The organism is Specibacter sp. BI4 (assembly GCF_056680095.1).
On sequence record NZ_CM155265.1, the window covers coordinates 2,996,122 to 3,015,892 of the forward strand.

Genomic DNA, 19,771 nt, shown 5'->3' on the forward strand with positions numbered 1-19,771 from the left:
TGCGATCCCCTGTCCGGTAGTCCGGTGGCACGGCTGGATGCCACCTTGCGCCCCGGCCGCATGCAGTTGAGCCGCCGGGAAATCCGGGCCATGCAGGCCGCCGTGGCACCGATAGCCGCGGGATTGGCCTTGGTGCGGTTGACCCACGAGCTGCAGGAATCCCGGACTGCTGTGGAGACGGTCCGGGAACAGGAACGCAAGGAGCTGCGCAGCACCTTGCACGACGAGGTGGTTCCCACCCTGGCCATCGCCCGGCACCGCATTTCGGCTGCTTTGGCCGGAACAGCCGACGCCCACAGCCATCTCCAGTGGGCTGAAGCGAGCGTTGGCTCGGCCATCGAACAATTGCGCCTCATGGCACGGGCACTGCTCCCAAATGTGGTTTCAACGCACGGGTTCGCAGACGCCGTCGAACATTTTGTGGTCGGCGTCAGAACCCCGGTAACGTTGCGGCTGCACCTGGACGATGCAGTGCCGCAGGCGGTGGAACTGGCCGCCTACCAGGTGCTGGTTGAGGCTGTGTTGAACGCCGAACGACACGCCGGCGCCACCAGCATCATCGTGGATTTAAGCACAGATGCCGACACCCTCATTTTAAGCGTGACCGACGACGGCGTGGGCATCGCGCCGGAGTGCGTCCCGGGGTTGGGGCTGGCCAGCATGCGTGAGACCGTCCTGGCATGCGGCGGCAAATTGACGGTTGGTCCCACCCTGCCCACCGGGACCACGGTGCTGGCCATGCTGCCCCACTGCCAGGTGGCTGCGCCATGAGCATCCGAATCATGATTGTGGACGACCATGAGGTGTTCCGCACCGGGCTTCGCGCCATCCTCGAGGGGCAAGAGGGACCTACTGTGGTGGCGGACCTGGCCAGCGCCCAGGCTGCACTCGCCACAATCGCCACCCTCCGCCCGGATGTCGTGCTGCTTGACATCGGCATGGCCGGGATGAGCGGGCTGGAGGCGCTTCCGCGGCTGAAGCAGGCCTCGCCGTTCACCTCGCTGTTGATGCTGAGTGTTTTGGAGGACAGTGAATCCGTGTGGACGGCCATCCGCAGCGGCGCGGCCGGCTACCTGAGCAAGACGGCGTCGCTCGAGGAAATCGTCAGGGGCATCCATGCCGCGCACGCCGGACAGTTCCTGCTCGGCGCCACCGTGGCAGGGTACGTCAACGACACCGCCGGCGATCCCCCGCTGCTCCGGCTGCCGCCGCTGACTGCCCGCGAACAGGAACTGTTGCGGCTGCTCGCTGAGGGACGCTCGACGTCGGACATGTCAGAACTGCTCGGAATCTCGACCAAGACGGTCCGCAACTACCTCAGCAACCTCTATGCAAAGCTTGCCGTTGCCGACCGCGCACAGGCTGCCTTGGCCGCGCGGTCGGCCCTGGTGTCAATGATTGGGCCGCAGCGGCGAACCGGCAGGCTGCACGCTGGGGGCGTCGCCGGCGTGGACAGGTTCCCGGGCCGGTTGCCCTGATCCAGGCACACAAGGTCAGTGGAGCGTTGAAGCGTCAGGGGCACTCAATCAACAGCGAGGTCCCCTGCCCGACTCCCACACACATGGTCGCCAGTCCGCGCTGGACGTTCTCCCGCTCCATCCGGCCCAGCAGCGTCACGACAAGGCGTGAGCCGCTGGAGCCGAGCGGATGGCCCAGGGCGATGGCGCCGCCGTCGTTGTTGGTGATGCCGTTGTCCAGGCCAAGTTCACGCATCACGGCAAGGGATTGGGTGGCGAAGGCTTCGTTGAGTTCAACGGCGCCAATGTCGGCCAGGCTCCATCCCGCCCTGGAGAGCACCTTGTGGGTGGCCGGGACGGGCCCGACACCCATGACTTCGGGGGCCACGCCCGCCGAGGCGCCATCCACGATTCGGCCCCGGGGCGTGAGGCCGTACTTCTTCACCGCGGCTGCGGAGGCAACAACAATGGCAGAGGCTCCGTCATTGAGCGTGCTGGCGTTCCCCGCGGTGACGACCCCGCCGGGCCTGACCACCGGGCGCAATCCGGCCAGCACGTCCAGGGTCGTCCCGGGCCGGGGGCCCTCGTCCGTGTCAACCACGGTGTCACCCTTCCTGCCCTTGACAGTGACGGGCACAATCTCGGACCGGAGCCGCCCTGCGGCAATGGCGGCCAATGCGCGCTCGTGGGACTGGACGGCGAATGCGTCCGCGTCTTCGCGGGAAATCCCGTAGGCGTCAGCGACCTCCTCAGCGGTTTCCGGCATGGACATGGTCATCTTGCCGCCACGGGCCAAGGCGCCGGAGCTGAATTCGGGATTGACGAACCGCCAGCCGATCGAGGTGTCGAAAGTCGCGCCAGGCTTGGCAAACGCCTGGGTGGGTTTGGCCTGCACCCAGGGAGCCCGGCTCATGGACTCCACTCCCCCGGCGACCACAATGTCAGCAGCACCCGACTTGATCATTTGGGACGCCAGAATCACGGCACTCAGGCCGGATGCACACAGGCGGTTGACTGTCAGGCCGGGCACGTGGTCGGCAAAGCCTGCCAGCAGCCATGCCATCCTGGCCACGTTGCGGTTCTCCTCCCCCGCCCCGTTGGCATTGCCCAGGATCACCTCATCAACCGTGTCGGGGTCGATCCCGGCACGCAGCACTGCCTCCTTGACGACCAGCGCGGCCAAGTCATCCGGTCGCACGCTGGACAGTGCGCCGCCGTAGCGGCCCACGGGGGTTCGGGCGCCGCCGATCAGAAATGCCTCAGTCATTTGTGACTCCTTTGTCAATGTTTGTCATGTCGATTGAAAATACCGTGGTCCAGGACCACGCGCCCGCCGGCAAGCACCTGAAACCGCACCAGGTCCTTATCGTCCCAGATCCTGACCGCCAGGCTGTCGCCGGGAAATACCGGATGCGTGAACCGGGCTGACATCGTGCCGAATTGTGCCGGGTCGCCGTTGCAGGCGGTGTGCAGCAGTGCCCTGGCGGCGAAGCCGTAGGTGCACAATCCGTGCAGGATCGGCCGGTCGAAACCGGCTTCCCGTGCAGCTGCCGGGTCCGAGTGCAGCCTGTTCCGGTCCCCGCTCAGGCGGTACAGCAAGCCTTGGGTTGGGCTGGTGGCAAGGTCGACGACGGCGTCGGACGCCCGTCCCGGCACGTGCCACCTCGCCGGTTCCGGCCGCGGGCCGCCAAACCCGCCCGCCCCGCGGACCAGGAAGATTGCACGGTTGGTTGCCAGGAGCCGACCTTCCGCAGTGACGCCCCCGCCGTCCACCGTGGTTCCCCCAGCTGCAATTCCCCTGAGTTCAGTGGTGACGGTGACAAGTGCGTGTGCGCCGGTGTCGTGCACCGCGGTGACAACGGCCGACACGTTGCCCGCACCGGATGCAGGCAATGGTCTGTGCAGTTCCAGCCCGTGTCCGGCGTGCAGGACGGAGGACGCCGGGAACCAGCCAAAGATATGCGGCCCGCCATGCACGCCGGTTCCGCCGCACGCGCCCTCGTCACCGGACACACCCAGGCTGGGCGGTCCAGCATGACCGGGCACATCATGACCTGGCAGTCCGCCCTGGCCGAGGAGTCCCGCAGCCGGAAACCCCAACACCGTGGCGAACCCGGGTAGGACCCGCTGCGGGACACCGGCGCTGTTCTCGGTGGTGAACGCCAGCTCCCGGTCCCCGAAGCCGGCCCCCGCACCGACGCCGAGGGCGTACAGCATGGCGGTGTCGGCGTCCCACGTGCGCCGGACCGTCCCAAGCGATGTGCCCACAAGATCCATGTCGATGCCCACGGCAGCTCCCTACTGCATCGTCAGGCCGCCGCTGATGCTGACGGCCTGACCCGTGATGAAGCCGGCATCCGCGCCGGCCAGGTAGACAACCGCACCGGAAATTTCGGTGACAGTGCCGAGCCTGCGCTTGGGCACTGCACGCACGACGGCGTTCATCACCTTCCCGGTGAGGCCCTCCGCTGCGGTCATCCCGGCCAGGAGGTCGGTGTCCGTCGGTCCCGGGCAGACGACGTTGACGGTGACGTCAGTTGCGGCGTTTTCCCTGGCAATTGACTTGGCAAAGGCGATCAGGCCGCCCCGGGCCGCGGACGAGGCCGCGTCGCCCACGGACCCGGTTTTCCCGCTGTCCGATCCAACCAGGACGATCCGGCCAAACCCGGCGGCCGCCATGGCAGGCAACACCGCACGGACAGCGTTCATGGGGCCGCCGAGTTCGGTGGCAACGATCCCGGCGGTGGTGGCCGCCGTCGTGTCCTGAAAAAGTGCCAGCGGGTGCCGGTGCCCGGCAGTCACGACGAGGGTGTCCACCCTGCCCAATTTCCGGTGTGCCGCCTCCACCACCCTCTCAACGGCGGCATCATCAGTGGCGTCCAGCGCCGCGTACCCGGCGCAGCTCCCCGCCGGCAGTTCGGCCGCCAAATCACCCGCCCCGGCGGTGTTGCTGTGGTACGTGAAGTACACTCGGGCACCCGCGGCGGCAAGGTCGCGGCACACCTGGGAGCCAATTCCGCCGCCGCCAACGACAAGCACCCCGCGTCCGCTGAAGGCGCCGTTCATGCCGGACCCCTGTTCCTGTGGCGCGCTCATTTGAAGGCCGAAATGCCGGTGATGTCCCGGCCGATGAGCAGCGACTGGATGGAGTCGGTGCCTTCGTAGGTGTGGACCACTTCCATGTCTGTCAGGTGCCTGGCCACATGGAAGTCGAGCAGCAGGCCGTTGCCGCCCAGGATGTCGCGGGCCTCCTGGCAGATCCAGCGGCCCTTTTGGGCGCTGTGCATCTTGGCGATCGAGGCCATGGTGCCGCTCCACTGGCCCGACTCCTGCAGCTCGGCCATGCGGAAGCACATCAGCTGGATGGCCGTCAGCTCGGCCAGCATGTTGGCGAGCTTGTTTTGGACCAGCTGGTAGCTGGCAATCGGGCTGCCGAACTGTTCCCTGACCAGCGCGTACGTCACGGCGGCCTCATACGCAGCCGTGGCGTGCCCCAAACTCTCCCACGACGCGCCGCCGCGGGTCGAGGCCAGCACGGCCGAGGCATCCCTGAATGAGTGCGCGTTGGCGATGCGGTTTTCGGCCGGCACCCGGACATTCTCCAACACGATGTCGGGCTGGAGCACCGCACGCTTGCCGATCTTGCCGGTGATGAGGTCCGCCCGGTACCCGGCCGGGTACGCGCCGTCGTGCTTCTCAAGCACGAAGGCCTTGACCTTGCCATCGGCCTCGTCACGGGCCCACACCACCACGACGTCGGCAAAGCTGGCGTTGCCGATCCAGCGCTTGCGGCCGTTGAGGACCCAGTGGTCCCCCTCGCGGCGGGCCGTGGTTTCCAGCCCCACGGAGTCGGAGCCGTGGCCGGGTTCGGTCAGGGCAAAGGCGCCGATGAGCTCCAGCGTGGCCATGCGCGGGAGCCAGCGCTGTTTTTGCTCCTCGCTGCCGAGCATGTTGATGGTGCCCATGGTCAGGTTCGACTGGACGCCGATGAACGTGTTCATGGAGCCGTCCCCGCGCGACATTTCCACCGTGGCCATGCCCGCGCCCAGCCGGCTTAGGCCAGGGCAGCCGTACCCGTCAATGGTGGAACCGATGATGCCAAGCTCCGCCAGCGGGGGCACGAGTTCGTGCGGGAATTCCGCCCGCTCCCAGTAGTCGTTGATGACGGGCAGCAGCCTCGTGTTGACGAAGCCGCGCACCTTGTCCTTGACAGCCTTTTCGGCCGGGCCCAGCTTGTCGAAGAGCAGGTAGTAGTCGGTGTCCCTGGCCTCGGTCAGTCCTCGGGCAAGGGCAGCCGTCAGTTCGTCATGCGTGCTCATTTTTGTTCCCCGTCATAGCTGTACCAGCCCTTACCGCTCTTGCGGCCGAAATCCCCGCGTTCCACCAATTCCGTCAGGGCAGGATGCGGCAGGTCGGCCGGATCGCCCGTCTCGGCGAAGGTGGCCTGGCGGATCTGGTGGCTGACATCCAGGCCCACCAGGTCCATGAGCTCAAAGGGGCCCATGGGGTGGCCCAGCGCAGTTTTGGCCGCCGTGTCGATGTCCTCGAAACTGGCGATCCCGCCGGCATACAGCCGCAGCGCCTCGTCGCGGATGGCGCCCATGAGCCGGTTGGCCACAAAGCCCGGGATCTCCTTTTCGATGAGCACCGGCGCCTTGCCCATGCGTGTGGCAACCGCCAGGACCGTGTCAATCGTGTCTTGGGAGGTGCCTTCGTGGCGGACCACTTCAACGCACTTCATGACCAGGGCGGGGTTGAAGAAATGCATGTTGCACACCTGTTCCGGCCGTCCCGTGGCATCGGCAACCTTGGAGGAGCCGAACGTGGATGAGTTCGTGGCAAGTATTGCGTGCGGAGGGGCTGCCGCATCGAGGGCGGTGAAGATCCCCCGCTTGATGTCCAGCTTCTCCGTTGCCGCCTCGATGACCAGGTCGGCGTTGGCGGCGGCCGTGGCCAGGTCGGCGGAGAATCTCAGCCTTCCCAGGGCCGCGTCGGCATCCTCCCGGCTCAGCCGCCCCTTGGCCACGCTGGTGTCCATGCGGGAGCGCAGCTGTGCATCCGCCTGTTCCAGCATGGCGGCCGAGATGTCCTGCACCGTGACCTGGTAACCGGCCAGGGCCGCGACCATGCCGATCTGCGAACCCATGGCTCCTGAGCCGACCACCAGGATGTTGTTGACGTCCATGTCAGTTCCCCTCGAATTTGGCGGGCCGCTTTTCCAGGAACGCGGAGGCACCTTCGGCCTTGTCGTTGCTGGTGTACAGCAGCGACTGTGCCAGGCGCTCCAACAGCAGTCCGGTGCGCAGGTCCGTCTCGCTGCCGTTGTTGATGACGAGCTTGCCGAGGCGGATGGCCAGCGGACCCTTGGCCAGGATGAGCCCGGCTGTCCGTTCGACGGCGGCCATCAGCTCCCCCGGTTCGGTCACCTCGGTGACGAGCCCGATGCGCAGGGCCTCTTCCGCGTCGAAGATGCGCCCCGTCAGGATAAGTTCGACGGCGCGTCCCTTGCCCACCAGCCGGGACAGCCGCTGGGTGCCGCCCGCCCCGGGCAGCACGCCCAGGTTTGTCTCGGGCAGTCCGAAGCGCGCATTGGCGGAAGCGATGCGAATGTCGCAGGACATTGCCAGTTCGTTGCCGCCGCCCAGAGCGAAACCGTTGATGGCAGCGATCGTGGGCTTTTCGTACGACTCGATGGAGTCGTAGAGCGTGGCCATCGCAGCGGTCAGCCCGTCCAGCATGGTGTAGCCAACGAGCTGGTTGATGTCGGCGCCCGCCACGAACGCCTTGTCGCCGGCGCCGGTGAAGACCACCACGCCCACGTCGGGATTGTTACGGAACGCCGCCAGCGCGGCGGCGATCTCCGCCAGCACCGTCCGGCTCAGGGCGTTGCGGGATTCCGGCCGGTTGATGGTAATGATGCCGAGCCCGTCGCGGATGTCGGTGAGGATCGTTTCGTGGTTCATGGGACTCCTAGCGGAAGGCCGGGATGCCGGTGATGTGGCTGCCCAGAATCAAGGTGTGGACCTCGTCGGTGCCCTCATAGGTGCGCACCGATTCGAGGTTGTTGGCATGGCGCAGCGGCGAGTAGTCCAGTGTGATGCCATTTCCGCCGAGGATGGCCCGGGCGTCGCGGCAGATCTGGATGGCCTCCCGGCAGTTGTTCAGCTTGCCCACGGAGATCTGCACCGGCTCCAAGGTGCCGGCATCCTTCATGCGCCCGGTGTGGATGGCAAGCAATGTGCCCTTCTGGATTTCCAGGAGCATGTTGACAAGTTTCTGCTGCGTGATTTGGTAGGCGGCCAGTGGCTTGTCGAACTGCAGCCGCTCCAGGGAATAGTCCAGGGCTGCCTCGTAACTGTCCCGGGCGGCGCCCATGGCACCCCAGATGATGCCATAGCGGGCCTCGTTCAGGCAGGAGAAGGGACCGCGCAGGCCCTTGGCGCCGGGCAGCAGGGCATCGGCCGGCAGGCGGACGTCCTCGAAGCTGAGGTCGCATTGGATGGAGGCCCGCATCGAGAGTTTCCCCTGGATCGGGGTGGCGGTGAACCCGGGGGTGTCCGTGGGCACCAGGAAGCCGCGGACGCCGTCGTCGGTCATGGCCCAGATGACTGCGATCTGGGCGATCGAGGCCAGCCCGATCCAGCGCTTGGCGCCTGTGAGCACCCAGCCGTCGCCGTCGCGCTGGGCGAAGGTGGCCATGGAGGACGGGTCGGAGCCGGCTGTTGGTTCGGTCAGGCCGAAGCAGCCGATGATCTCGCCCTTGGCCATGCCGGGCAGGTACCTGTTCTTTTGCTCCTCGGAGCCCCATTTGTGGATGGCGCTCATGGCCAGGGAGCCCTGCACACTGACGAAGGTGCGCAGGCCGGAATCGCCGGCTTCCAGTTCCATGGCGGCGATGCCATATTCGACGGCGGACCGGCCCGGACAGCCGTAGCCGTCCAGATGCATGCCCAGCAGGCCCAGGGCACCCATTTCCTTCACGATTTCAACGGGGAACACCGCGTCCTCGTACCAGGCGGCAATGTTGGGACGGATGCGTTCGTCCACAAAGCGGCGCACGGTGGCGCGCAGTTCCAGCTCTTCGGCGCTGAGCAGCGCGTCAAGGTTGAGCACGTCCGAACGCTGTGCGGTACTGGCCGACGACGATTTGGCCTGTGTGGTCCCGGAGGGTGTGGTGTTGGTGGTCATCGTGTTTCCTTTGGGGTGTTGGCATCGGTGGCCACAGCGGCCCGAGTGACGCTTTCCGAGGCGGTGAAGCGGTCGCGCAGCTGGAATTTTTGAATCTTGCCCGACGGTGTCCTGGGAAAATCGGCGACGACTTCCAGCCGCTCGGGCCAATATGGCTTGGCGACGCCCTTCCCGTTCAGGAACTGCTGCATGTCGGCGAAAGTGAAGTCCGGTGCACCGTCCTTGAGAATCACTGCAGCGCAGGCTGTCTCCTGCAGTCGCTGGTGCGGGATGGCAACCACGGCGACGGCATCGATGTCGGGGTGTTCGTAGAGCACGTTCTCAACATAGGCCACGGGAATGTTCTCGCCGCCGCGGATGATGACGTCCTTGGTGCGGCCGGCGATCTTGAGGTAGCCGTCCGCGTCGATGCTGCCCAGATCCCCCGTGTCGAACCAGTCCCCGTCAAACAGCTCCCGGGTTGATTCAAGCTGGCCAAGGTAGCCCTGGAACAGGAAGGGGCCCTGGATTTGCAGGCGGCCCTCCATGTCTGCTGCTTGCACGGCCCCGTCCAGGTCGACGATGCGGATCGTCATGCCGCCCAGCGCCCGCCCGTCACTGGTGATGATCTTTTCAACGGGATCGCTGGGGCTGCCCATGGTGACAAGCCCGCATTCGGTCTGGCCCCAGCCGCCAAAGACGCTCATTCCCGGCAGTTCCTCGTGGGCCTGCCGAACCATAACGCGCGGAATGGGTGCGCCCATGCAGCAAAAGCGCTTCAGTGAGGAGACATCGTGGTCGGCCAGGTTGCTGGCTTCCAGGAGGTCGTGCAGGAACGGTGTGGCGCCGGATGTGTGCTGGATGCCGTGTTTTTCCACGAGTTCAACAAACGTCTCGGCCTTCCACACGTCCTGGAAGATGCCGGTGGCCCCGAGCTGGAGCGGCAGGGATACACCGTAAAGGTAGCCTGTCAGGTGCGCAAAGGTTGACGCCATGTGGATCACGGCTGACGTGTCCATGCCGAGCCTGTCAGGCCACGGCACGCTGCCGGCCACCAACGTATTGTGGGTGTGCATGACACCCTTGGGCTGGCCGGTGGTTCCGGAGGTGAAGATGAGCAGCGAGAGGCTGTTGGGATCCGGCCGCAGGACTGCCAGACCAGCGGGGTCGCGGCGGCCCTCCCACGGGGTCTCCATGAACTCCGCCCAACTGGTGAATCCCCCGGCCAAACCGGGGGCGGCGTCGACCACCAGTACGTGTTCAAGGCTGGGCAGTCCAGGCCGCAGCCGGTCAATCATGGAAGGAAAGTCAAAGCCGCGGAAGCTTTGCGCGACGACGAGCACCTTCGTTTTGGCGCGCTCCATCATGAACCCGATTTCGCGGTCCCTGTACACGGGAATCAAGGGATTGGTCACCGCCCCGATCCGCACGGCTGCGTAGTGGACAACCAGCCATTCGATCCAGTTGGGCAGCTGGATCGACACGACGTCCCCTGGTGACACGCCCAGCTCCAGCAGGCCGAGGGCGCACCTGTCCACCTGCTGCTTCAGCTCCGCGTAGCTGATGCTGCGGCGGGCGTCGACGCTTGCCGTTTTGTCCGGCGTCGTTGCGGCTGCCTGGTCCAAAAAGTCCGTCAGCGTCTTGTTTTGCCAGTCGCCGGACGCCGTGAAGCGCTCCGTCTGCTCAGGCGTCAGGATGGTTTCAAAAGTCATGGTGCTAACCCTTCACACTCGTCATTGAGAGATGGCCGAACCCCGGTTTGGGGTCAGCTCATGGTGAGGCCGCCGCTGACGGACAGCGTCTGGCCGGTGATGAAGGCTGCTTCATCGGAGGCGAAAAAGGCGACGGCGTTGGCCAGGTCGGCAGGCTGGGCCAGCCGGCGCAGGGGGATGGCCCGTTCCAGTGCCTCACGCAGTTTCGGGTTCTCGGCGCTGATGCCGGCAAAGAGCGGGGTGTCGGCGGGACCGGGACTCACACAGTTCACGGTGACCTTGTTGCGCGCCATTTCACGGGCAGCTGTCTTGGTAAAGGCAATGATGCCGCCCTTGGCCGCCGAGTAGACGGCTTCCCCGGAGGAACCGACCCGGCCGGCGTCCGAGCCAATGTTGATGACTGCGCCATGGCCTTGTTCGGCCATGACGGCCAGCACGGCCTGGCTGCAGTGCAGCGTCCCGTAGAGGTTGATGGCGATGACACGGTCCCAGTCGGGCACCTTGCTTTTCAGGAAGGGTTCAACTTTGTCCCAGCCGGCGTTGTTGACGAGGATGTCGATGCGGCCGAACTTCTCTACGACCCCTGCGACCATGGCGTCCACGGATTCGCGGTTGGTGACGTCGGCGCTGACACCGATGGAGTTGTTGCCCAGCGCAGTTGCTGTTTCCCGGGCGGCGTCGGAGTTGATGTCCCCGACGACGACCGTGGCGCCTTCGGCAGCCAGTTTTTCGGCGATGCCGCGGCCAATGCCGCTTCCAGCACCTGTCACGATGGCAATTTTGTTCTCAAGCTTTCCCATTGTTTGCTTCCTTGCAGTTGAGGGGTGGTGTGGGTGGCGGTGCGCCTGTTTAGGGCGCGAACTCGCGGCCGACGGATTGCCGGGCGATGATGAGTTTCATGATTTGGGCGGTGCCGTCGCCGATTTGCAGGCCCAGGACGTCCCGCATGCGTTGTTCGATGGGCAGATCCTGGATGTAGCCAAACTGGCCGTGCAGCAGCAGGCAGGAGTTGATGACGTCGTAGGCGGTTTTGGGGGCCCACCATTTGCACATGGCGGCCTGGGAGGTGTGCGGCAGGCCCTCGTCCTTGAGCCACAGCGTCTGGTGGCACAGCAGCCTTGCTGCGGTCAGCAGGGTTTCGCTTTCGGCCAGGGGGAAGGCAACGCCCTGGAATTTGCTCAGCGGCTGGTCGAAGGCTTGGCGGGAGGAGACATGCGCCCAGGTTTCCTCCACGGTCACGGCGGCCGCACCAATGCACTGCAGGCCGATGAGGGCCCGGCTGAAGTCAAAGCCCTGCATCACCTGGGTGAAGCCAGCACCCTCGTCGCCAATGAGGTGCTCCTCCGGAATCCAGGCGTCCGAAAAGTGCACAAAGCCGCGCGTGACGGCCCGGGTGCCCATGTCATTGACGCCCTCAATTTCCAGGCCGTCCCCGGCCATGTCGACCAGGAAGGCGCTGATGCCACGACCCCGGCGCTGTTCCGGATCAGTCTTGGCGAAGACAACCGTGGCGCCACACTGTTTGGCGAAGGACATGGATTTCGTGCCGTTCAGGACCCATCCGCCGCGCTCGCGACGTGCTGTCAGGGACGGGTTGCCGGCGTCGGAGCCCGCACCGGGTTCCGAGAGGCCGATGGCGACGATCTCCTCGCCGCTGGCGATCTTGGGCACCCAGCGGGAGGCCACCGCCGGGGTGGCGCTTTTGGCCAGGATCTGGCCGACAAGGGAGCCGACCACCTGCAGATAGGCCACGTTGAAGTCGCCGCGGGCGATTTCCTCGGTGATCAGTCCCGAGGTCAGGCGGCGCTCTCCGCGTCCGCCAAGTTCCACCGGCAGTTCGGGGGCGATAAGTCCGCGCCCACCGATTTCAAGGCGAAGTTCCGGCGCGATGGCCCGGTCAATCTCCCGTTGCTTGTATCCCGGGGCGATCATGGCAGCCACCGTGCGCGCTTCCTTGACGTATTTTTGCTGCGACGCCGTAAGCGTAAAATCCATGGTGCTCGCCTTTCTGGCGGAATTCCTGACTGGCTGATCTAGTGGCTGATGACGTGTTCGTTGAAGGCCGGCTTGCGCTGTTCCGCGAAGGCTGCGGCGCCTTCCAGGCCCTCGGGTGAGGCTGTGAACAGGTCAAGGGCGGACATGGCGAGGTTGCTCAGCCCGGCCATGTGGTCGGAGTCTGCGTTGAAGGACTGCTTCAGGAAGCGCAGTGCGGTGGGGCTCTTTTCGGCGATTTCGGCGGCCCAGGCCTTGGCTTCGGCCATGAGTTCGCCCGCCGGAACTACGGTGTTGACCAGTCCCCAGCGTTCGGCGGTGACGGCGTCGTACTGGCGGCAAAGGAACCAGATCTCACGGGCCCGTTTCTCCCCCACCACCCGGGCCAGGTAGGCGGAGCCGAAGCCGGCGTCGAATGAGCCCACGCGGGGTCCGGCCTGGCCAAATTTGGCGGTGTCTGCGGCGATGGTGAGGTCGCACAGGACGTGGAGCACGTGGCCGCCGCCGACGGCAACGCCGTTGACGGCTGCGATGACGGGCTTGGGGATGTCGCGGATCAGCTTGTGCAGGTTGCCGATTTCAAACATGCCGGATTCGGTGGGACCGTAGTCGCCGGTTTCGGCACGCTGCTTGACATCGCCGCCGGTGCAAAAGGCCTTTTCGCCGGCGCCGGTGAGGATGACTGCCTGCACCGAGCGGTCCGCCCAGGCGGCGCGGAAGGCCTTGATCAGTTCCTCCACAGTGCGTCCCCGGAAGGCGTTGTAGCGGTGCGGGCGGTTCATGGTGATGATCGCGGTGGGGCCCTCGACCTCGTAGAGGATGTCTTCATAGCTGGTCATGGCAATGCCTTTCGTTGTGTCACGTCTTTGTGTCAGGTCAAGATTTTTGGCGGGCTGTTCAGCTCAGGTCCAGCAGGTGGCTGTACCTGGCGCGGTGTTCGGATTGCACGACGGCGGCAAGGGCGACGGCGGTTTGCTTGCGGACATAGCTGTCAAAGTCGAAGGAGCGTTCAAAGTACCAGCGCTTCAGTGCCCAGGCGTGGGCGAGCAGGAGCAGGTTGTACGCGAAGAGCTCGGCGTCGACACGAACCAACCGGCCCGCTTCGATGGCTTCAATGACCGCCTGTTTCAGGGGCAGCACGGTGCTGATTTCCATTTCCTTGATCTTTTCCCGACCCTCGGCGCCCAGGGATTTCGATTCCCGGTAGGACAGCACTGCCGCGTCGCGGTGGTCGTTGATGACGCTGCAGTAGGCGGCGAACGCTGCGGCAATCCGTTCCACCGGGTCGGTTCCCGCGGCTTCGATGGCTGCCGGCACCTGTTCGTCAAAGGCGTCCAGGACTTCCACGATGACGGCCAGCAGGAGGTCTTCCTTGGCGCCGAAGTAGCGGTAGATCAAGCCAACACTGACGGAGGCTTCGGCGGCCAGTGCCTGCATTGAGACGGAATCGGCACCGTCACGGGCCATCAGCCGTGCCGCGGCGCTGAGCAGCTGGCGCTTGCGCAGGGAGGCCCGGGCTGCCGTGGCTGCGAGCGCCGGATCGGCGTTGTGTGCGTCGTGCCGGGTTGCTGCTGTTGAACTCATTGCCGCCTCATTGAACTTGCCTTCAGTCAAAGTGAATGTGGATTCATTTTTTATGAGTCTAAGTTCAATTGTGATGTGCGTCAAGTGATCGCGGGAGTTTCTTGGGCGCTGCTTTATCCTTCATCCGAGCCGGGGATGGTGCCGAAGCATGCGTCTAGACTGGCCCCATGACGCCGTCGCCAGCACCGCTCAGCATGGCCGTCGATTCCGCGCCCGCACAGTGGTGGGAGATCCTCGGTGCGCTTGGCCCACTCGCCATTTTGCTGGGCGCCATTGTGGCCGCCGTGATCGGCGGCTTTACGCTCAAGCAGCGGGCAAAGGCCGACGACCGCACCGAATGGTGGAGACGCGCACAGTGGGCGCTGGACCGCGCGCTTGACGACAACCCGTCCACCAGGGCGCTGGGCCTTGCCACCCTGGAGGTTCTGGCCCGCAGCACGCTGGCGCACACCGAGGAACTGGAACTGTTCGACGTCGCCTGGGCAGCTGTCACCAACACCGACAATGAAGAGGCAAGGCTGTTGGAGAGCAAGGACATGACTCCCCGGGAACGCCGCGTCCAGGTCGCCGCCGCCAGGCTGCGCCTCACCCTGGACGGCCGCCTGGGGCGTGTTACTCCAGACGAGGTCAAGGCCCTGGCCGGCAGCGTGTCTGACGCGAGTGGGCTGCGGTAGGCCGAACACCCTCCCTCCGGAAGTCAAGGTCTCTCTGCCTCCTGATGCCCTCAGGTGCCATCATTGGTGACTTCTGGTGAGGAGGAGGTGGCGATGGCCCTCGTCGCCGTCCCGGGCTCGAGGAGTCCGTTAGGAAGCAACCCGCCGTTCAGGCCAGAGAGCCCGGCCGATCCATGACGGCCGATGGGTTTGAGGATCTGCCCTTGCCCGATCGGACCGACGCAACCCACAGGGGAAGGCAGCGGATCAAGCCGCCAAGACAGGCAGCAGCACCATCCCGCGGACGGCGCTCGATGCCACATACGGCAAGGACAGCTACGAGCAGCGTGAAACCCAAAAGTGCCACGGCTTGCCTGCGAGCGCAGGCCACACTGAATTCTGCACTGGCTTGTCGATTGAGTCAGGCCATCTGGCGTGGCGACGCGTCCCATGTGGGGCATGGCCACCACTACAGGCAAGGAACCGCCCGCCACAGTCGTGCACGGGGCGTCACTCTCTGTTGCCCCACGTGAAATGGTGTCCATTGTGGGGCCCGCGGTTCTGGCAAGTCAAACCCGCCGTACTGCCTTGCTGGCTTGGCACGTCCGACGTCGGGCACTTTCACCCTGGGAGGGCGGGTGCCAGCCACTGCCATTGACGGGGCATGCCGCCCGCGAGGCAGCTAACACCTGCGACGGCTGGCCGCAAGGCCGATGCACTGGAACGCGGATTAGCCCGCGTACAAATTAGCTCGCACGCGGAGGGGCCGTGGAGTCCCGGATGACCAGTTCGGTGGCGAGTTCCATGTGCGAGGAATCGAGCACCTCCCCCCTGGTCATGCGCAGGACAGCCCGCAGTGCGGCCCTGCCCATTTCCTGCAACGGCTGGGCGACCGAAGTGAGCCTTGGCAGGGTTTGCTCTGTCAGCGGGGTGCCGTCGAAGCCCACAAGGCTCAGATCGTCGGGGACCCGAATGCCTTGGCGGCGCGCTTCCTCCAGGACACCCAATGCTGTCGCGTCACAGCCGGCAAAGATGGCCGTGGGCGGCTCGTCCAGGGCGAGCATCTCGCGAGTGCCGGCCTGGCCGAAACCCTTGTTGAATTCCCCGGCCAAGATGTACTCGGGCCGCGCGGCGATGCCATGCCCCATCAGCGCCGCCAGATAGCCGTGGAGCCTCGCCACGCTGCATTCGGCGGCATTGGGACCACCCAGAAACGCGATGCGCTGATGCCCCAAGGCGATCAAGTGTTCGGCGGCCGCCTTGCCGCCTGCCCAATTCGTCGCCCCCACGCTGGTGTACCCCTGGCGCGGCGGATTCAACGGATCGATCACGACGACCGAAATATTGCGTTGCTGGAAGGATTCGAGCTGGGGCATGGTCAGCTCGGACGTGACCAGGATCAGGCCGTTGCGCCCGGACTCCACCATCCTCTGGGCCCATTCCGCATGGTTGGCCCGATGCAGTTTTGCCGGAGTCATGTTGCCAACCACGACATCCACATCCTCGACGGCAGCACAGTCGAGGATTCCGGTGAGCAGCTCCATGGAGTACGGGGTGTTGGTCCCGTCAATGACAAGGTCCACCATGGCCGGCCCGGTTGACCTGGCCCGGCGCTGCATGGGCGACCGGTAATCAAGCTCCGCCAACGCGGCCTGAACACGCACACGCGTCGCCTCGGCAACGTCATCGCGACCATTGATCACCTTGGACACCGTGGGAGCCGAGACTCCGGCGAGCGCGGCAACCGTGGCAAGGACGGGCTTCATCTTCGACCCCTTTTCTTTCACGACTGGACCTAGCCTTCCGAAATGTTTCAGTGCTCGAAGTCTGAAGCATGACACTGCCGTCAGTCAAATTCCGCAAAATGGGGCTTGACGTGTGATGCCAATCACGACTAGGTTCATTCCAGTCGCAGAATTAGTTGCGAAACATTTCGAACATTATTTGAGTCATTCGCCGCCAGTAATTCAGATCCTGCAGAGCCCGGCCCTTTTCAATGGAGATAAGAATGAAACACAACCCCACCTCACGTCGATCCTTCCTCTCACTTGCCGCCTTGGTGCCGTTCGCGGCTGTCGCCGTCAGCGCCTGTGGCACGTCAGGTCCGGCCGGGACGGCCACCGGCACGTCAATGTGGTCGGTCAGCGGCGAACCGAACGAGGTCATTCGCAAGGACTCCCTGGACGCCTTCAGCAAGGCCAATCCCGACAACGCCATCAAGGTCACTTTCTTCCAGAACGATGCCTACAAGACAAAGATCAAGACAGCCATCGGCGCCGGCCAGGCCCCAACGCTCATCTACGGCTGGGGCGGCGGCATCCTGAAGTCCTACGCCGAGGCCTCCCAGGTGGAGGACCTGACCAGCTGGCTTGAGGAGAACCCGAAGGTCAAGGAACGACTCTTCACATCCGCCTTTGGGTCTGCCACCGTGGACGGCAAGGTCTACGCCATTCCGGCCACCACCGTGCAGCCAATCATCTTCTATTACAACAAGGAACTGTTTGAAAAGGCCGGAGTGCAGCCGCCCAAGACCTGGGACGACCTCCTGTCCCTGGTTAAGACCTTCAACGGCATGGGAATCGCACCGCTGTCGCTCGGCGGACAGTCCCGCTGGACATCCATGATGTGGCTCGAATATATGTTCGATCGCGTTGGTGGCCCCGAAGTGTTCAATGACATCTTCACCGGCAAGCCGGACGCCTGGTCCAACCCGGCAGCCATCGAGGCGCTGACCAAAATCCAGGAGCTGGTGTCGGCGGACGGCTTCATCAAGGGCTTCTCCTCCATCACAGCTGACAGCAACGCCGACCAGGCCCTGCTGTTCACCGGCAAGGCAGCCATGATGCTGCATGGTGGCTGGACCTACGGCGCCATGAAGAACGACGGCGCCGGGTTCGTCCAGGACGGAAAGTTAGGCTGGGTGGACTTCCCCACCATCCCGGGCGGCAAGGGCGACCCAAAGAACAGTGTTGGCAACCCCTCCAACTACCTGTCCATCTCCGCGAAGGCTACGGATGCGGAAAAGGAGTCCGCCAAGAAGTTCTTCCAGGAGGGGTTGCTGGCCGACGCCGAGGTTTCCGCCTACATCGCCACCGGCGGCGTGCCGGTGGTCAACGGCATCGAGGACCAGCTGGCCGCAACCGACGACGGCGAATTCCTGACATACGTCTACAACCTCAGCAAGAATGCGCCGAACTTCCAGCAGTCTTGGGACCAGGCATTGAGCCCTGTGGCCTCGGAAGCCCTGCTGAACAACATCGACCAGCTGTTCGTCAAGTCAATCACCCCCGAAAAGTTCGCCACCAACATGAACGCGACCATCGGTAAATGAGCACCGGGCACCTGAGCACCGGGCAACTATCCGCCACGGCGTCACCACCCCGGCCACGCAAGCCGCGGGCAACGGAAATTTCCAAGGGCAAGACAGGATCCCTGGCCTGGCTTGCTGTCCCGGCGCTTGTCTTCTTCGTCGTCTTCGCCGTGGTCCCCCTGGCGGGCGTGCTGATCCTCAGCTTCACCAACTGGGACGGCATCGGAGCCATCACGCCGGCAGGGGTGAGCAACTGGCTCAGTGCCTTCGCCGATCCCGACATGTACCACGCGTTGTGGCTGACGTTTGTGGTCATGATCGTCTCGTGGTTGATTCAGACCCCGATAAGCCTGCTGCTGGGTGTTTTCACGGCGGGCAGCCAAAAGTACCGGGCGCTGCTGGCAGTGCTGTACTTCCTGCCGCTGCTGTTGTCTTCAGCCGCGATCGCCATCGCCTACAAGGCCCTTCTGGATCCGAACTTCGGGCTGGCCGCCGGCCTGCACATGCCCATCCTGGCCCAGGACTGGCTGGGCAGTCCTGGGCTGGCACTGGGCGTTGTCATCTTTGTCATCGCCTGGCAGTTTGTACCATTCCACACCTTGATTTACCAAGGCGGCGTGCGCCAGATCCCGCGTTCAATCTATGAGGCCGCCGAAATTGACGGTGCAGGGAAGGTCCAGCAGTTCTTTTTCATCACCATCCCGCAACTGAAGTACACCATCATCACCTCCTCCACCCTCATGACTGTCGGATCACTGACCTACTTTGACCTGATTTTCGTGCTGACAGGCGGTGGCCCCGGAAACGCCACCCGCATCCTCCCCCTGGACATGTACCTGACCGGGTTCCGGGCCAACCTCATGGGGCCGGCCAGCGTCGTTGCCGTGATCCTCGTGGTGATCGGACTGACCCTGGCACTGTTCCTGCAGCGGCTGGGCGGCAAGGACCGCAGCGGCAGCCAACTGGAAGGCATGTAACATGGCAACAACTCTCACCCCCGCGGCAACTGGACGCAAGACAACTCCCCCGGCACCGTCAGGAAAATTGAAACGCCGGCTGGGCAGGCTCAACCTCCCCGGCGGCGCCGCCGGCTGGCTGTGGCTGGCCGTCACCATCATTCCCATCTATTACGTCGTCATCACCAGCTTGAAGACGCAGGCCGGCTACTTTGCCGAGAACCCGCTGGCACCACCGGCGTCACCGACGCTGGAAAATTACAAGATGGTGCTGGAGGCAGACTTCACCCGCTATTTCTTCAACAGCGTCATCATCACCGTCGGGGCCGTCATCCCCACCCTGGCAGTGGCCTTCATGGCATCCTTCGCGATCGTTCGCGGCAACGGCAAGTTCCTCAAGGGCGTCAATGCGCTCTTCCTGATGGGTCTTGCCATCCCGCTGCAGGCCACGATCATCCCGGTCTACCTGATGATCATCAGGATGAATCTCTATGACAGCCTGTTGGCCATCATCCTGCCCTCCATTGCCTTCGCCATCCCGCTGAGCGTGTTGATCATGTGCAACTTCATCCGCGACGTACCGAATGAATTGTTCGAGTCCATGCGGCTGGACGGCTGCAGCGAATGGCAGACCATGTGGCGGCTGGCCCTGCCACTGACGAAACCTGCCATCGTCACTGTCGGCATCTACAACGGACTCGGGGTCTGGAACGGCTTCCTGCTGCCCCTGATCCTGACGCAGAGCCCCGAACTGCGGGTGCTCCCGCTGGGACTGTGGACGTTCCAGGGCGAATTCAGCGTCAACATCCCCGCCGTGCTGGCCTCGGTGGTGCTGAGCACGCTCCCCGTGCTCGTGCTGTACATCATCGGCCGCCGCCAGCTCCTGAGCGGCCTGACCGCCGGCTTCAGCAAATAACCACCTTCAGCAATAGTTTCAACC

19 protein-coding genes are annotated in these 19,771 nt (G+C 64.6%); 6 read left to right on the forward strand and 13 right to left on the reverse strand.

The genetic code is table 11. From position 1 onward, the window contains the following. The first annotated feature begins 24 nt into the window (after positions 1–24). Positions 25–771: a sensor histidine kinase gene (locus AC1L6K_RS13755; RefSeq protein WP_480949426.1), complete on the forward strand. Its 747-nt coding sequence runs from the start codon at positions 25–27 to the stop codon at positions 769–771. Beyond that, positions 768–1,478 carry a response regulator transcription factor gene (locus AC1L6K_RS13760; protein ID WP_480949427.1) on the forward strand — a complete coding sequence of 237 codons (711 nt, stop codon included), beginning with the start codon at positions 768–770 and terminating at the stop codon, positions 1,476–1,478. Before AC1L6K_RS13755 ends, AC1L6K_RS13760 begins: the two co-directional genes overlap by 4 nt. 34 nt (positions 1,479–1,512) lie before the next feature. Here the strand turns inward: AC1L6K_RS13760 and AC1L6K_RS13765 are convergent, their stop codons facing one another. From AC1L6K_RS13765 to AC1L6K_RS13820, 12 genes are read right to left on the reverse strand one after another with little or no spacing between them, the layout of a single operon-like run. Next, positions 1,513–2,724, reverse strand: coding sequence for a thiolase family protein (locus tag AC1L6K_RS13765; protein ID WP_480949428.1), 1,212 nt, complete (start codon positions 2,722–2,724; stop codon positions 1,513–1,515). A 14-nt stretch (positions 2,725–2,738) separates the two neighbouring features. Continuing rightward, a complete protein-coding gene (locus AC1L6K_RS13770; RefSeq protein WP_480949429.1) occupies positions 2,739–3,746 on the reverse strand; it encodes a MaoC/PaaZ C-terminal domain-containing protein in 1,008 nt (335 codons plus the stop codon). 9 nt (positions 3,747–3,755) lie between these two features. Continuing rightward, complete coding sequence (locus AC1L6K_RS13775) at positions 3,756–4,553, reverse strand: SDR family NAD(P)-dependent oxidoreductase (protein WP_480949430.1); 798 nt, start codon at positions 4,551–4,553, stop codon at positions 3,756–3,758. Further along, complete coding sequence (locus AC1L6K_RS13780; protein WP_480949431.1) at positions 4,550–5,776, reverse strand: acyl-CoA dehydrogenase family protein; 1,227 nt, start codon at positions 5,774–5,776, stop codon at positions 4,550–4,552. The genes AC1L6K_RS13775 and AC1L6K_RS13780 overlap by 4 nt, the downstream gene beginning before the upstream one ends. After that, entirely contained in the window at positions 5,773–6,642 is an 870-nt protein-coding gene (locus AC1L6K_RS13785; protein ID WP_480949432.1) for a 3-hydroxyacyl-CoA dehydrogenase family protein, read from the reverse strand. Before AC1L6K_RS13785 ends, AC1L6K_RS13780 begins: the two co-directional genes overlap by 4 nt. A gap of 1 nt (position 6,643) precedes the next feature. Next, positions 6,644–7,420, reverse strand: coding sequence for an enoyl-CoA hydratase/isomerase family protein (locus tag AC1L6K_RS13790; protein WP_480949433.1), 777 nt, complete (start codon positions 7,418–7,420; stop codon positions 6,644–6,646). Positions 7,421–7,427: 7 nt separating this feature from the next. Next, positions 7,428–8,645, reverse strand: a complete 1,218-nt coding sequence (locus AC1L6K_RS13795) for an acyl-CoA dehydrogenase family protein (RefSeq protein ID WP_480949434.1) — start codon at positions 8,643–8,645, stop codon at positions 7,428–7,430. Next, on the reverse strand, positions 8,642–10,336 hold the full coding sequence (locus tag AC1L6K_RS13800; RefSeq protein WP_480949435.1) for an AMP-binding protein: 1,695 nt from the start codon (positions 10,334–10,336) through the stop codon (positions 8,642–8,644). Before AC1L6K_RS13800 ends, AC1L6K_RS13795 begins: the two co-directional genes overlap by 4 nt. A gap of 53 nt (positions 10,337–10,389) precedes the next feature. After that, positions 10,390–11,136 (reverse strand): SDR family NAD(P)-dependent oxidoreductase, encoded by a 747-nt coding sequence (locus tag AC1L6K_RS13805; RefSeq protein ID WP_480949436.1) that lies wholly within the window; start codon positions 11,134–11,136, stop codon positions 10,390–10,392. Between the two features lie 49 nt (positions 11,137–11,185). Then, positions 11,186–12,331 carry an acyl-CoA dehydrogenase family protein gene (locus AC1L6K_RS13810; protein ID WP_480949437.1) on the reverse strand — a complete coding sequence of 382 codons (1,146 nt, stop codon included), beginning with the start codon at positions 12,329–12,331 and terminating at the stop codon, positions 11,186–11,188. A gap of 38 nt (positions 12,332–12,369) precedes the next feature. Beyond that, on the reverse strand, positions 12,370–13,167 hold the full coding sequence (locus tag AC1L6K_RS13815) for an enoyl-CoA hydratase-related protein (protein WP_480949438.1): 798 nt from the start codon (positions 13,165–13,167) through the stop codon (positions 12,370–12,372). A 58-nt stretch (positions 13,168–13,225) separates the two neighbouring features. Next, positions 13,226–13,912: a TetR/AcrR family transcriptional regulator gene (locus tag AC1L6K_RS13820; protein WP_480949439.1), complete on the reverse strand. Its 687-nt coding sequence runs from the start codon at positions 13,910–13,912 to the stop codon at positions 13,226–13,228. Positions 13,913–14,079: 167 nt separating this feature from the next. Here AC1L6K_RS13820 and AC1L6K_RS13825 point away from each other — a divergent pair, with 167 nt between their 5' ends. Next, complete coding sequence (locus tag AC1L6K_RS13825) at positions 14,080–14,586, forward strand: hypothetical protein (RefSeq protein ID WP_480949440.1); 507 nt, start codon at positions 14,080–14,082, stop codon at positions 14,584–14,586. A gap of 725 nt (positions 14,587–15,311) precedes the next feature. On the opposite strand, the gene AC1L6K_RS13830 is transcribed toward AC1L6K_RS13825, so the two are convergent. Next, a complete protein-coding gene (locus AC1L6K_RS13830) occupies positions 15,312–16,331 on the reverse strand; it encodes a LacI family DNA-binding transcriptional regulator (RefSeq protein ID WP_480949441.1) in 1,020 nt (339 codons plus the stop codon). Between the two features lie 242 nt (positions 16,332–16,573). Between AC1L6K_RS13830 and AC1L6K_RS13835 the strand changes: the two genes are divergently transcribed. From AC1L6K_RS13835 to AC1L6K_RS13845, 3 genes are read left to right on the forward strand one after another with little or no spacing between them, the layout of a single operon-like run. Then, on the forward strand, positions 16,574–17,896 hold the full coding sequence (locus AC1L6K_RS13835) for an extracellular solute-binding protein (RefSeq protein ID WP_480949442.1): 1,323 nt from the start codon (positions 16,574–16,576) through the stop codon (positions 17,894–17,896). Next, on the forward strand, positions 17,893–18,852 hold the full coding sequence (locus AC1L6K_RS13840) for a carbohydrate ABC transporter permease (RefSeq protein WP_480949443.1): 960 nt from the start codon (positions 17,893–17,895) through the stop codon (positions 18,850–18,852). Before AC1L6K_RS13835 ends, AC1L6K_RS13840 begins: the two co-directional genes overlap by 4 nt. A 1-nt stretch (position 18,853) precedes the next feature. Then, positions 18,854–19,747: a carbohydrate ABC transporter permease gene (locus AC1L6K_RS13845; RefSeq protein WP_480949444.1), complete on the forward strand. Its 894-nt coding sequence runs from the start codon at positions 18,854–18,856 to the stop codon at positions 19,745–19,747. Positions 19,748–19,771 lie beyond the last annotated feature (24 nt).

Coding starts and splice junctions, on each gene's coding strand:
- AC1L6K_RS13785 (WP_480949432.1), bottom strand. CDS start 6,642: ATGGACGTCAACAACATCCTGGTGGTCGGCTCAGGAGCCATGGGTTCG.
- AC1L6K_RS13830 (WP_480949441.1), bottom strand. CDS start 16,331: ATGAAGCCCGTCCTTGCCACGGTTGCCGCGCTCGCCGGAGTCTCGGCT.
- AC1L6K_RS13805 (WP_480949436.1), bottom strand. CDS start 11,136: ATGGGAAAGCTTGAGAACAAAATTGCCATCGTGACAGGTGCTGGAAGC.
- AC1L6K_RS13820 (WP_480949439.1), bottom strand. CDS start 13,912: ATGAGTTCAACAGCAGCAACCCGGCACGACGCACACAACGCCGATCCG.
- AC1L6K_RS13800 (WP_480949435.1), bottom strand. CDS start 10,336: ATGACTTTTGAAACCATCCTGACGCCTGAGCAGACGGAGCGCTTCACG.
- AC1L6K_RS13825 (WP_480949440.1), top strand. CDS start 14,080: ATGACGCCGTCGCCAGCACCGCTCAGCATGGCCGTCGATTCCGCGCCC.
- AC1L6K_RS13760 (WP_480949427.1), top strand. CDS start 768: ATGAGCATCCGAATCATGATTGTGGACGACCATGAGGTGTTCCGCACC.
- AC1L6K_RS13835 (WP_480949442.1), top strand. CDS start 16,574: ATGAAACACAACCCCACCTCACGTCGATCCTTCCTCTCACTTGCCGCC.
- AC1L6K_RS13795 (WP_480949434.1), bottom strand. CDS start 8,645: ATGACCACCAACACCACACCCTCCGGGACCACACAGGCCAAATCGTCG.
- AC1L6K_RS13845 (WP_480949444.1), top strand. CDS start 18,854: ATGGCAACAACTCTCACCCCCGCGGCAACTGGACGCAAGACAACTCCC.
- AC1L6K_RS13790 (WP_480949433.1), bottom strand. CDS start 7,420: ATGAACCACGAAACGATCCTCACCGACATCCGCGACGGGCTCGGCATC.
- AC1L6K_RS13810 (WP_480949437.1), bottom strand. CDS start 12,331: ATGGATTTTACGCTTACGGCGTCGCAGCAAAAATACGTCAAGGAAGCG.
- AC1L6K_RS13815 (WP_480949438.1), bottom strand. CDS start 13,167: ATGACCAGCTATGAAGACATCCTCTACGAGGTCGAGGGCCCCACCGCG.
- AC1L6K_RS13780 (WP_480949431.1), bottom strand. CDS start 5,776: ATGAGCACGCATGACGAACTGACGGCTGCCCTTGCCCGAGGACTGACC.
- AC1L6K_RS13765 (WP_480949428.1), bottom strand. CDS start 2,724: ATGACTGAGGCATTTCTGATCGGCGGCGCCCGAACCCCCGTGGGCCGC.
- AC1L6K_RS13775 (WP_480949430.1), bottom strand. CDS start 4,553: ATGAGCGCGCCACAGGAACAGGGGTCCGGCATGAACGGCGCCTTCAGC.
- AC1L6K_RS13840 (WP_480949443.1), top strand. CDS start 17,893: ATGAGCACCGGGCACCTGAGCACCGGGCAACTATCCGCCACGGCGTCA.